Origin of the sequence: Paenibacillus alvei DSM 29 (assembly GCF_000293805.1) — a bacterium.
Lineage (GTDB): Bacteria > Bacillota > Bacilli > Paenibacillales > Paenibacillaceae > Paenibacillus_B > Paenibacillus_B alvei.
Genome location: NZ_AMBZ01000003.1, coordinates 322,517 through 335,767 on the forward strand (window position 1 = coordinate 322,517; position 13,251 = coordinate 335,767).

Consider the following 13,251-nt stretch of genomic DNA (forward strand, 5'->3'; position numbering starts at 1 on the left):
CTGGACTTGCTGCATGACGTATCAGATAGTTATTTGCTGGCCAAAGGAAAGTTTCCTAATATCGTCTTCGATTCTCACCAACCGAAAGAGGGTTTATATATCCGATTACGGCTTGATCAGAGCTGGGAACAGCAAGCTGAGCAATTCACTCAGAATCATATCATTATCCAAGCGAAGGACGATGCAGCACCGAATCAGCAACAATTGTATGATTGGTTTATCACACGGGATTACTATAGTTCACTTATTACAATGAACAAAGCAGTAGATCCGGGCAAACAAATCCATAGCAATAATCCATTTGCACTGTATGCCAAACGCGAGGTGTTCTTGGGGGAGAAGCAGGGCAGCAACAAGTCTACCATGCAGGAGCATGTGAATCGATTTTTGGATATGACGAAGCCGAATGAGATTCAGCAGAAGTGGAACAGTCTGCTCCCGAAAAAGTTACAAAAAGGTGCTGACGCGCTAACTCCTGATATCTTGTTCAGCAATACAGAATACGCAGCAGCATTGGAATATCTCATCAGTGACGAGCGAAGTGAACGTGTTGCTAGAGTTGCTGCATGGTACACGGACAATTTACAACACTTGACGGAGTTTATTAAATCCATTGAATTTAGAAATTACATAAAACTGTTCTTCATTTCTACGCAAGATGACCACACCTTAGAATCACAACGATGTGAGCAAATGTATAGGCTAGAGCACCTCCTTTATACCATTCCGAAAATATATAACAGCAATGATTATAACCAAATAGTTGATGGGCAATTAGTTGGATTGCCGAGCTTCAACGTCAGCATGAATAGTAAAAAGCCATATCTTGAACATAAAAGTATGCGCGTGCAGGTTCCTATCCGTGTATCCCTTCAGGACGCTATTTTAATCAAGCGCGCATCGGAATGGCTTCTGTCAAAACCGAAAAATGTGATGAACAAGCTTTCTTACGTGAAGGACTTCACTTTATCATTCACCGCTAAACCTGAAGGCGCTTATCATGTCTATATAGACGGGAAAGAAAATGAAGTGCTGGATTATGAAAACGTTCCATTCCCTACGGAAGTTTCAGTAAAAATCAGTATTAACAATGTATTGGGGATTACGATGGGGAAAGAGAAAATGAGAAAAGAATATCCCCGTATCGAGAATGTCGAGCAGCTGCAGCGAGAAATTAGCCGCTATTTCTTCAGGGGGCGCATGAATGAACAGTTTGTGCGTGCTGAACCAAAGCCAAAGAGCAATGAGTTCACTTCCATTATGGCTGCGTTGTTCATACAGAGCAGACAAGCTTTTCATGACTGGTTGTATAAAGGGACGGAGATCACAATTCGTCCGCTTTTCGCACGTACTACCTTGCGGCTCATTCAGGAGCAACTGATGTATGTGGAACCTGTCGGACAGAACAATGGGTATTCGCTTGACTTGCGCTGGCTTGCAGATGCCATGAACTTTAGGCTGTCGTTAATATCTTATTTAGAACGAAATGAAGGAGGAATGACTGTGTCAGACCGGATTGCTGAAGTGATGAAATCGTTAAAGACGAAGCTGGAAGCGGGGAACAGTGGTTGTATCTGTAGCAATGATAACGAATATTATTTCCTAGTGGGGCAACTTGCCTATTACTTGAAAAGTCAATCGGAGACTCAGCAAAAAACAGGGGAGTTATTAGGGCCATTCCTGATGGCCAAACGAAGTGAGCAGATGAAGGTTCGCTTGCAAGAAGCCTATATTCTGCATAAGCACAAGATTGGACTTCAACATGTGAAGTTCAATCGGGCATTTTCAAGTGTGTTTGGTTATGTACCAGATGCTGATATGGATGAAGATGGGATGGAGATGTTTATGGCTGGCTTGTTCGCAGATAACTGGTTCTATGAGAAAAACGATAAATCTAGCAATTCCGAAGATTAATTAGTTGCTGAGGAGGAGATTGCAATGGCAAAGAAAAATAACCGGGTTGTAGGGTTAGTTGGAATTGTAAGCAGAATGGCAAATTGGAATGCGGATTTTTCAGGTCATCCGAAAACGATTAGCAATGGACAAATTTTCGGAAGTGACAAAGCGTTTAAATATAGCATCAAGCGATATTGGGAGGAAGAAGGCCATAAAGTGCTGTATATCCGCTCCTATAAGATGGCGGCTGGAAAGGGGAAAGAGGCGGATAAATTACAGCCTCGCTCACTTGATGAGCGCTATGAAGAATTATTTGGAGAGAAAGTATCTTCAAGCTCATCAGAAGTATTAACTCGGTTATTTCAGTGTATAGATGTTATGAATTTTGGCGCTACATTTGCGGTAAAAGAACAAAATATTGGCCTTGCAGGTGCTGTTCAGATTGGACAAGGATTCAATAAATGGGGGAGAACTTCTGTTGAAGTACAGGACATTCTATCGCCGTTCCGTAATTCGAATGAAAAAAGCGCTGACAAGGATGCTACTTCAATCGGTAAAAAGACGACAGTAGATGAGGCACACTACATCTATCCATTTTCCGTGAATCCGAAGCATTATGATCATTATTTGGAGCTTCAAGGCATGGAAGAATTCGAAGGATACACAGAAGAAGCGTACGAAGCCTTCAAGCAAGGAGCATTGATCGGAGCAACGATGCAGAATACGAATAGCAAGTCGGGGGCGGAGAATGCTTTTGCCTTATTTATCGAGTTCAAAGCAGATGTCCCGGCTTACATGCCGAATCTTGATCCATATGTTTCTGTTAGAAAAATAAAGACCAAACGATTTACGATTTAACAGCTATTGAATCTCTATTATCCGATGCAGATGATTGGATAGAACGCGTAGAAGTATATGTAAATCCTTATGCGGCGGATGTCAAACTAGCATATCCTCGGGCGAATTTCTTTAATATTTTTACACGGAAAGCGATTGTTCGGGAGAAACAGGAGATGGCTAGTCAGCGATAGGAGGGACAACGATGAGAGCACTCCGATTCGAGCTTAGTGGCGAAACTGCTTTTTTCAAGAAGCCAGATGTAAATGTCCATGCCTATTTTACTTATAGTCACATTCATAAGGTTGCATTATATGGATTGCTTGGCGCAATTATCGGTCTTAGCGGATACGCTCGGCAGCATGAGCGTAATAGGATGAGGTCTACAGGTTCAAAGGCAGATGAAAGTGAAATTGCAATCTTCCCGGAATTTTATGAAGTGCTTCGGGATACTAGAGTCAGTATTGTTCCACATGGAGATCGCGGATATTTTTCTAAAAAAATTCAAATCTTTAACAATACAGTAGGTTATGCAAGCCAAGAAGCAGGCGGAGTATTGAATGTACGAGAGCAATGGATTGAGCGTCCGCATTGGACTGTCTATATAGCGGACTGTAAGGGGTTATCAGATCAGGTATTTGAAAAACTAGCTGATTATATATTGAACTCCAAAGCGGAGTTCATGCCGTACTTAGGAAAAAATGATCACCCCGCCACTATCTCGAAGCCATGCTTAATCGAATTGGAACAGTTGGATGAGGCCCCGTATTATATAGATTCTTTACGGGCAGCCCACATTGGATGTGATGCTCGTGGAACTATTAAAAATAGAGGGCTGCAGAGTTACTTTCAGGAACATATGCCTGTAGGCTTGAATGCAGCCAATAATGGATATGTCACGCAACCGTTGGTGTATACCAATCAAGAGATTGATCCGGATACCTTGAAGGAATCCGATTGGAGCAGACTATATGCAGATGGTGATCAAACATTGTATTTTCTATAATTGAGCATCATATGCACGCACAGCTGGAAAGGGTGTTCGAATCCTTTTCAGCTGTTCTTTGTACGAAGGAGGTATTGAAATGCCGACGGATATGCACATCGCGAAGTGGCTAACAGATGAAGCGAGAGGAAAACTGCATGCACATCGTCCAAATGATGAGAGTCCACGCGCAGCAGAGACACTTGAGGAGCATAGTGATCTCGTTATGCATTATGCAGAGATGCTATTGGCCAATAATGGAGCAGGCGAAGCTGTGGAACGGGCAATTAAGCTTCTGAAAATTGACGGAGAAGAATTGAGTGAATCTGTAAGGGACACCGTTCGGAGATATTTTGAACAGGCGATCTATCTTCACGACCTTGGAAAGTTAAATCCAGCGTTTCAGTGGAAGAAGATGAAGAACGGAGTGGTAGGACAGCGTGGCAAGCTGGGAAACAGTCACCATTCCTTGTTATCTTCGGTATTGTATCTACATATATATTTGTCTGAATTACGAATGAAGGAACAATCAGGCGAATTATCTTCAGGCAAGCGCCGCAACAAGAAGATATTCGCTTTTTTGCGTCATATTCTGTATGTATTTGCTTATGCAATTTCCCGTCATCATACCTATTTAGGTGATTTGGAGGAACCTGCTGGCGATCAATTAACTGTATTTGAAAAAGATATTCAGCGCATGCATGAACTTGTTCGAGAGAACCCTGATTATGTGTTCTACTATCGGCAGAAAGATTCCTTACTGCAGAACGAAGCTTTATTTCAAGATATTGTGGCAGCCAGAAATGAACGATTTACTGATATGCACCCGCCATTTCCGATGTACATCCTTGTCAAGCTCCTGTATTCCATTTTGGTATCGTCAGATTTTCGTGCTGCTTATCATTATGCAGAGCAAAAAACTGTTGAGTTGCAGTATTTCGGGAAAGGGTTTCTCCTTCAGCCAGTCATTGATGCCTATCGGCGGGGCGAAATATACAAAGGAATCATGCGCTATCAGCAAAATCCGGAAACTTCGGAAATAAGCGAGATGAACCGTTTGCGCGCTATGCTGTTTTTAGAAACGGATAAACGATTGCTGGACAATATCAACGAATACATCTTTTATCTTGAAGCCCCTACCGGATCGGGAAAGACCAATATGTCGATTAATCTTGCCTTACAATTGCTTAATAGCAATGTAAGTCTTAATAAACTAATTTATGTGTTTCCTTTCAATTCGCTCATCGAACAAACCAAGAAAACCTTGGATGATGTGTTTGCTCCAATAGCGTCTAATCAGTACAAAATCGAAGTTATTAACTCGATTACACCTATGGTTACCGTCTCCGAACAGGAAGCGGTAGAGGGAAAAGATGAGAATAAACGCGAACCAGACTTTGATTATAAATCGATTCTTCTACAGCGTCAGTTGCTTCAATACCCAGTGACTTTAACCTCACACGTTAATCTGTTCAGTTATTTATTTGGAACGGGAAGAGAGTCGAATTTGGCATTTGCCCATCTGTGCAACAGTGTCATTGTTCTAGATGAAATACAGAGCTATCGAAACGTATTGTGGAAGGAGATCATTCACTTTCTGAGGTCTTTTGCAGAGATTTTGAACATGAAGATCATTATTATGTCTGCCACATTGCCGCAATTGGATCACTTGTTGGAACGAACAGATGAGAACAAGTGTGCAGAGACGTATTCCTTGGTACATAGCAGGGAGAATTACTTTACTCATCCGCTCTTTCGTGATCGGGTACAGCTTCATTTCGAATATTTAGCAGATGGAAGAATCGATATGGAGCGATTGTTGGATCAAGTCGTTGAGATATTTCAGGAACGTAAGCAGCGGGGAAAAAGCAACCGCATCTTGATCGAGTTTATTAGTAAGAACTCAGCACGCATTTTCTATGATATGATTCGTCAACAGGTAGGCATGTCTGTCTATGAATTAACAGGTGACGATAGCCACTTTTATCGCAATGAGCTGTTGAAGTTGTTAGGCAAAGACGCGGACGGAAACTTTCACTTGCAAGAGGTAATTGTAGTAGCTACCCAAGTGATTGAAGCGGGTGTGGACATTGATATGGATGTCGGCTTCAAAGATATTTCATTGCTAGACAGTGAAGAACAATTTCTTGGGCGTATTAATCGCTCCTGTAATCGAGCGGATTGCCATGCCTTTTTCTTTGATATGGACAAGGCGAATATGATCTATCGCAGTGATTGGCGTACAGAGTATGATCTCCATCATGCAAACTATCAACAAATGCTGCGTCATAAGGACTTTCAAGAGTTCTATCAGTTGAATATGAGGCGAATTCTGGAGTCTCGTCAGCGAGCGGATCAGAACAATTGGAATTATTTCATCAATGACGTGCAGTGTCTGAACTTCCCGGCAATACAACGACATATGGAGCTTATACCCGATAAGAACGTTTCTTTATTTCTTAACTATAATTTGGATACAGAAGAGGGTAAATTATGCGGTGAAAGCGTATGGAGAGACTATGTTCGTCTAGTTAGCGATCGACAGATGGATTACTCTGAGCGAATGGTCAGATTATCTATTGTAAGGCAGCAGATGAACTATTTTACTTACACGTATCGTGTTGTGAATGGAGAAACTCCGCGCATATATACGGAGCGAATCGGATCGCTGTATTATGTTCCGAATGGAGAGGAATATATGGATTGGAATGAGCAGACGCGTTCGATGAAGTTCAATCGATTCGCATATGAGCAGGCTGAGAGGGGGCCTCTTCTATGAAGATAACGGGAACGATGGTGAACTATTATGTACACTGCCGCAGACAATGTTGGCTGTTCGCAAATGGTGTAAAGTTGGAGGATGATAGCGAAGATGTGCGAATCGGCAAGATTATGCATGAGTTGCAAAGCGAAGGCAAACAAAATCGGGAAGTAGCAATTGAAGGCATTAAGGTAGACAAGCTTACGGATTGTTATGTGACAGAAATAAAGAAATCTGATGCAGATGTTGAGGCTACGAAATGGCAGACACTTTATTATATGTATGTTCTAAAGCAAAAAGGAATGGAGCGCAAAGGAATGCTTCAGTTTATCGAACGGAATAAAGGAACGAGCAGGACGATTGAACTGGAGCTCGATGCGAAGACGGAGGAAGAGCTAGTAATAATGCTGAAAGAGTTAGAGGCATATATTCATCAAGAACGGCCAGATAAGGCTGTTGAAGATAAGAAATGCAAACGTTGTGCTTATTACGCTTACTGTTTTCTTTAAACATGGGAGGGGAATACATGTCTAGAAACAAGTCTGCTTCTTCAACAAGATATATTCGAACTCCAGGGACACTGGGAAGAGAGGATAACTCTTTAACCTTTCGCAATGAGAAAGGAATTATTCATTTGCCGATTCATGGAATTAAGGAACTCTACTTGTTAAATGAAATATCGCTGAACAGTAAGCTGTTTTCATTTTTATCAGCTGCAGGAATAACCGTTCACTTTTTTGATTATTATGGTCACTTTAGAGGCACCTTTTATCCGAAAGAAGCGAGGGTTAGCGGGAAAGTGAAGCTTTTACAGGCTAAGGCTTGTTTGGAACGAAGGATGCCAATTGCAAAAGCATTTGTTTTAGCGATTGCGCTTAACATTCACGAAGTGCTCTATCATTATTATAAACATGGGAATAAGGAGATCAAGCCTTATTTGGATTGGTTAAAGCAAGATGTTCCTCGCCTGTTGGACAAAATTAATGATATTTCCCGTCTTCTTAGTGTGGAAGGTGAGATATGGCGCCGATTTTATGATACTTTCAAGACATTTCTACCTGAGGAATTTAAAATGAACAAGCGGGTTAAGCGACCGCCAGATAATCCTTTAAACGCCATGATTAGCTTTGGGAATATGATATTGTATACGAAAACGATAACTCAAATATATCATACTCATCTCGATCAGAGCATTAGCTTTTTACATGAACCAAGTGACCGAAGGTTCTCTTTAAGTCTTGATTTATCAGAACCTTTTAAGCCGTTACTAGTATACCGAACGATTTTTGAACTCGTAAACAATCGTAGAATTCAAGTAGGAAAGCATTTTGAGAAAAAGTATAATTATTGCCTTCTTAATGATGCGGGGCGAGATGTTTTTATAACAGCGTTAGAGGAGCGGATGGAGCAAGTATTCGATCATGGAACATTAAAAAGAAAGATAAGCTATTTAACCGCAATAAAGTATGATGCGTATAAATTAAAAAAACATATTGTTGAAGAAACACCGTTTATGCCTTTTCTTCTTAAAGAACGGAGATGAGCGAGGATGGGGAAGAACTATAACTATGTCATTTTAGTTTATGATATCGGAGAAAAGCGTGTAGGACGCGTATTTAAAATATGCAAAAAATATCTGGTACATTTTCAGAAATCAGTGTTTCGTGGAGCGATTACACCTGCAAATTTATTGAAATTGCGAGGTGAATTGAAGAAGGAAATTGATAAAGAATCTGATTTTGTAGCGATATTCAAAATGACTGGTGACTACGTGTTTGATGAAGAGATTATTGGGGTTAGATTGAACAATTCTGAGTCTTTACTACTCTAATTTTCCCAACCTCTTTCGTACATATAATCGATAGAACCTTAGTGCTACAAGGGATTAGGGAGATTATTGACACGTTATATCATGATTCACTCATAGTTGGGAAATAAATAGCGAAAGCCGCTTGGCTGTAGTAAAATCGACTTATTCAAAGACTAGAAAAACCTGATTTTACTAGGGTTTGACAGTAACATGAGATGTATTGAAATTTTTGTATATCCTCCGAATTTTTAATATAATTAATAGTTTGACAGTAACATGAGATGTATTGAAATTACGTGAAAATGAAAAAAAGCCGTCAACGCCATCGGTTTGACAGTAACATGAGATGTATTGAAATTAACCTACTGACGGGATCCGGTATAAACTGTTGAAAGTTTGACAGTAACATGAGATGTATTGAAATATTTTCAGAACACCTTCCATCGACGCGAGCTGAGATGTTTGACAGTAACATGAGATGTATTGAAATCATTGTCCCTTAACACGATTCGATCCCCTACGCCGAGTTTGACAGTAACATGAGATGTATTGAAATACTTTTAAACCGCAGGTGAAGGCCTAATGTACGAAGTTTTGACTAAACGAAGGAAGAAAGGTAGAAGTACGAGGTAGAATAAAATACGGCAACCCAAAAAGTCGAGTAGAGCTTTAGGGCCTCCATACTCGACCTTTTAGATTTAACTTACATATGGATCACCCAAAATTGCAGCGGACAATCCTTACTCTGAACCGTTATTCTTCTCGGATTTAGATACTTCAATAGCAGCGGCATCGACCGCTTGTTGGCCTTTTTCATCGATTTGAATTAACGCTTCATCAATGGTTAGTTTGTTGGCAATGACGTCCTCCACGATTTGGTTACCGATACTTTTGAATGCGTTGATGATATCATAATGAACAGATTCATAAGGATTGTGATTGGATGGGGAAGCTTTAAGCATCGTCAATGGGGATAAGTCATGTCCCTTCACGGAAGCGATAAGTTCGGTTCGCGTCGGAAGTCCGTGATTGATTTCCGTGGAAGTCATAGCTCCTCCTTGCACCATCCACTTCAGCAATTCCCAAGCTGCTTCCTGGCGCTCTGAAGCCGTTGAGATTCCGTAAATTTCCTTAATGAGATAGTAATCGCAGTATTCCGGCTTGCGCGGGTCTACTGGAACAGTTACCATGTCCCAATTAATAGGCTGTCCAGCACCATAAAGCTGATTGATGTCAAAATTATAAGCGGCAACGTGGGATTGCAGGGCCATAGCGGCATTGCCTGTGTAGATCGGGTCGAGTGACATCGCACCTTCGGTTTGCTGCGTTTGCTTATAGATGCGTCCAGAGCGCAGTGCGTCAATCGTTCTCCTCCATATTTCCTTCCATGCGGGGGTGTTCATCTGGATTTTCAAGGTTTCGGGGTCGATGAACCGCAATCCTTCCGTTTGTCCCCAACGCATAATGAGAGAGATTCCCACATTTTCATAGTAATTGGGCTTAAATCCGTATAAAGGCTCTCCATCATCGGTTTGCGAAGGAAATCGTGTGGCCAAGTCAAAGATATCTTTCCAAGTGGATTGATTCCTCGGAGGCGGGATTTTGTATTTGGCAAACAGATCTTTGTTATAGTAAATGGCGTAGCTAGAGAAGGTAGGCGCCAAACCGTAAAGTTGGTCTCCAGATCTGATTTTTAAGGTATCGAACATGATCGGAGTTATGTTCTTCCACGTGCCAGGCTCCTCCTTTATATACGATTCAAGATTAAGCAGCTCACCCGAGTCGATAAGTTTCTTATAAGTGGATAAATTGTCCATATAGCGTAGATCAGCCGGTGATGACTGATCTGCCTCTGGGATAACTTGAATGCTGATAAGGGGTGATTTTTGCTCGAAGGCATGGCCATATCTCTTGTGAAATTCGTTCGGTGAAGGATATTCCACCGTGATCGTTATCGGCTTCTCAACGTTGTTTTGGCAAGCTGATAATAATAGCATTGAAAGTATAATGCCAAGTATCGCAATTTTGTTCTTCCTCATGATGATACCTCCAACGAATATAAACTGGGAGAAAGGGTGGAGATTTTATAGGTTAATTCCAAGAAGCGCTTGCCGATGATTGCTCGCTTTCACAATACAGTGAATTTCTTTTTCATTCTTTACACCCCCTCCATATATTGTGCAATTCAAATTCTGAGGTGAAAGGAGATACCTCCTGCAAGACAATGTAACGACTCGCTTGTACATTCTGGATGATGTGATTTATGTAGACAGAATGATCCGCATATATCGGAATTATTTTGGAAGCTGCTGTACCTCGTTCTGTAATTGTTTCAATGCATCTTCCAGTGACTTCCCGCCATCCAGTATGCTCTGAATCGCAGCGTTCGCCTTATCTACAAGTTGAGACGGCACTTCTTCCATGGGATGATAGGATTGCCGCAGCGCATACATGACAGATAGTCGTTCACGTTCCTCCTGATTCGTGCTCAATTCATTTTGTAGGGTGGAAAAGCCATATAAAGAACGGTAATTCCATTTCGCAACGGTACGAGAATTGAGAAACTTTACCAACTCCCAAGCTGCTTCTTTCTCTGTAGATTGAGCAGATACTGCATATAATCCGTCAATTAGAAGCGTATCGTTGTGATTGGGGCTAACAGGAAACGGAGCTAGCGCCCATTGAAACGAGGATTTTTTACGAGCGGCAAGCTGTTTATACTCTTCATATGTAACCATGGCCATTGCTTGTTTGCCAGCTAGGAAGGCGTTCATATATGCATTAAGGTCTGAACTATTGATCAATTGCCCGCTGTTCAATAGAGGGAGTGTAAGCTCCCAAATTTGCTTCCAAGGATCACTTGCAACAGTCGCTTTGGAGGGATTTCCCTGTGTTATGGCTAGGTTTTGTCCGAAGCCGACCTTCAACATGAATTCAAAGGGAGAAGGATCACTGGTAGCAAGCGCGATAAGCGAATTTCCATTTCCATCTTCCTTTGGAAATTTATTAGCTAAGCGGAGCAAGTCCTCCCAAGTCATTCCTTCGTGCGGATACTCGATATGGTACGCATCGAAAAGGTCTTTATTGTAAGCGAGGGCTTGTCCATGGAAGGTAGGGGGTAATCCATATAGCTTCCCGTTTCCAATCGATCGAGCATATTCGATGACTTGTGGAATGTACGCGTCCAGCGGGAAGGAATCTCGCTTTATCCATAAATCCAATTCTTGCAAATCGTTGCGTTTTGCCATTTCCTTTACTAGTTCGGGTGGCAAGTAGATAATATCGAATTTGTTCTGCTGAACCCAATTTTCTACAGGTAACTTCTTCGTCACGAGAGGTTTCGTGGATATGATCGAAAGCCTTATATTTGGGTATTCTTGATTAAATAGGTTTCCATATCGCTTTAGAAAAGCATTTTCATTCGTATATGCAATCGTAAGCTCTGCTTTTTTGTCTTTTGAGAACGGAGGAGCATCGCTTTGTTGACACCCCATCAGGAGAATTGCCAAACATGCAATGGAAACGAGAAGTGTTGGAAAGAGTTTTCTTTTCAATAGAAACACCTCGGTGAAAAAGTTTGCTTTCTAAATAAATAGAATATGTTTTTTCTGTAAATCTTTTATACCATATATTGGAATTAATGTAAATAGGGGAGTGGTGATGGGGAGTGAGGCTGAATTGAACTGTAGGATCGTCTATTAAAAAATGAAAAGGCCGAGTCGGAGAGCCAGCTCGGACTTGACCTTTTCATTGAAACTAAAAAGCTCTTGCTGAAAGCTGATATCTATAACCGCTTCCGCCGTCATTAGGTACGATAATCACTCTATATTTGCCGATATATTTTGACGGTGGCCTAAATGACTGATTCACATAATAATTATTGGTTTTGGACGTTTTTGCCGTAGCGACTTGACGATTCTCATCATTGTAGATTTTAAGAGTCATTCCGGCTTTGTCGTCGTCTCTCAAATAATACCGAATTTCATTGCCAAGGCTAGGATTGTAATCGAACGTGAACTCAACCTCTCCTTTCGATGGAATCACTCCTATTTCATCGAGCAGAAGAGCCTTTACACTGTAATCATCCTGGTTGTCGATTGAAGAAACGGTCGTCTCGTGAGCTTGTGCAGCAGGAACAGCCGCAAATACGGTTGCCGCTGCAGCCAAAGTCAGAAATGCTTTTTTCAAGTGAACAACCTCCCAAATAAGAATGATGACTGTAAAATATAGGTTTCTGAGGATAGATTAACATGAAAAGAAACATAAAGTAAATACCTAGAAGGATAGTTATTTTATCGTGGATAGGATGAATCAAAAGCCGTAATCGATAGGTTGCATAGCTTTCTTGGAACAATGCAATAGGTTGCTAGGATAGCGGAGTTGCAGAAAGGACGTCTACTAACATTTTAACATTCACCGTGTACTGGACTTTAGGCACTTTCTTGTCCTTTAAAATCGAAGGAGAGCTTTTATCATACGGAAAAAATCGAAGGGTTATAGCTTCTACATTAGTGACGGTGAACTGAGAAGTGGACACCCCATTTTTTATATTCTATAATGCATTCAAATTCTAGGAATCAATTGGGCGCATATCGGAATATTCCCACACTATTCTTGTTTTAGCCCATCTATCAGGCGTTTGAATACCAAAATATTGAAGATACTTATTGGTTTCATTTAAGAGTTTCGATATAATGATGACACAGATATTTACAGCAACTGGAGGTGGAAGTAATAATGGGATGGGTATATTGGCCGGAGCTATTATTGTTAGTTGCAGGCGTAATATTAGTTCTTTTTGGTATTTATTATTGTATTCGCAAATTAATAAGTATTCCTCGCAGAGTGAAACGATTAGAGGATGTTGTTTATAAGAGTGAGAAGCAACAGTAACCTGTCATTATGGCAGGTTATTTTTTTACATCAAAATTAAATAGTTATGAATTTAGTAGGAATAGTTAT

General features: G+C 41.0%; 10 protein-coding genes and 1 CRISPR repeat array. Of the genes, 7 read left to right on the forward strand and 3 right to left on the reverse strand.

The genetic code is table 11. The features are described 5' to 3' along the window. Positions 1 to 6 precede the first annotated feature (6 nt). From PAV_RS11845 to cas2, 7 genes are all read left to right on the forward strand, one after another. Positions 7 to 1,914, forward strand: coding sequence for a hypothetical protein (locus PAV_RS11845; protein ID WP_005546398.1), 1,908 nt, complete (start codon positions 7 to 9; stop codon positions 1,912 to 1,914). 24 nt (positions 1,915 to 1,938) lie between these two features. Then, entirely contained in the window at positions 1,939 to 2,754 is an 816-nt protein-coding gene (locus PAV_RS11850; protein WP_005546399.1) for a type I CRISPR-associated protein Cas7, read from the forward strand. Between the two features lie 184 nt (positions 2,755 to 2,938). Continuing rightward, positions 2,939 to 3,739: a type I-B CRISPR-associated protein Cas5b gene (gene cas5b / locus PAV_RS11855; RefSeq protein ID WP_005546401.1), complete on the forward strand. Its 801-nt coding sequence runs from the start codon at positions 2,939 to 2,941 to the stop codon at positions 3,737 to 3,739. Positions 3,740 to 3,818: 79 nt separating this feature from the next. Beyond that, complete coding sequence (locus PAV_RS11860) at positions 3,819 to 6,497, forward strand: CRISPR-associated helicase/endonuclease Cas3 (RefSeq protein ID WP_005546402.1); 2,679 nt, start codon at positions 3,819 to 3,821, stop codon at positions 6,495 to 6,497. Further along, positions 6,494 to 6,988: a CRISPR-associated protein Cas4 gene (locus PAV_RS11865; RefSeq protein WP_005546403.1), complete on the forward strand. Its 495-nt coding sequence runs from the start codon at positions 6,494 to 6,496 to the stop codon at positions 6,986 to 6,988. Before PAV_RS11860 ends, PAV_RS11865 begins: the two co-directional genes overlap by 4 nt. Before the next feature lie 17 nt (positions 6,989 to 7,005). After that, a complete protein-coding gene (gene cas1b / locus PAV_RS11870) occupies positions 7,006 to 8,022 on the forward strand; it encodes a type I-B CRISPR-associated endonuclease Cas1b (protein WP_005546406.1) in 1,017 nt (338 codons plus the stop codon). A gap of 6 nt (positions 8,023 to 8,028) precedes the next feature. Continuing rightward, positions 8,029 to 8,310, forward strand: a complete 282-nt coding sequence (gene cas2, locus PAV_RS11875; RefSeq protein ID WP_005546407.1) for a CRISPR-associated endonuclease Cas2 — start codon at positions 8,029 to 8,031, stop codon at positions 8,308 to 8,310. Positions 8,311 to 8,486: 176 nt separating this feature from the next. Then, positions 8,487 to 8,845: a CRISPR direct-repeat array (repeat unit 30 nt; unit sequence GTTTGACAGTAACATGAGATGTATTGAAAT). Between the two features lie 184 nt (positions 8,846 to 9,029). On the opposite strand, the gene PAV_RS11880 is transcribed toward cas2, so the two are convergent. The 3 genes from PAV_RS11880 to PAV_RS11890 all read right to left on the reverse strand — a co-directional run bounded on the left by PAV_RS11880 (position 9,030) and on the right by PAV_RS11890 (position 12,477). Next, positions 9,030 to 10,328 (reverse strand): ABC transporter substrate-binding protein, encoded by a 1,299-nt coding sequence (locus tag PAV_RS11880; protein WP_005546408.1) that lies wholly within the window; start codon positions 10,326 to 10,328, stop codon positions 9,030 to 9,032. Positions 10,329 to 10,583: 255 nt separating this feature from the next. After that, positions 10,584 to 11,783 (reverse strand): ABC transporter substrate-binding protein, encoded by a 1,200-nt coding sequence (locus PAV_RS11885; RefSeq protein WP_157266824.1) that lies wholly within the window; start codon positions 11,781 to 11,783, stop codon positions 10,584 to 10,586. Positions 11,784 to 12,045: 262 nt separating this feature from the next. Continuing rightward, positions 12,046 to 12,477 carry a hypothetical protein gene (locus tag PAV_RS11890; RefSeq protein WP_005546411.1) on the reverse strand — a complete coding sequence of 144 codons (432 nt, stop codon included), beginning with the start codon at positions 12,475 to 12,477 and terminating at the stop codon, positions 12,046 to 12,048. Positions 12,478 to 13,251 lie beyond the last annotated feature (774 nt).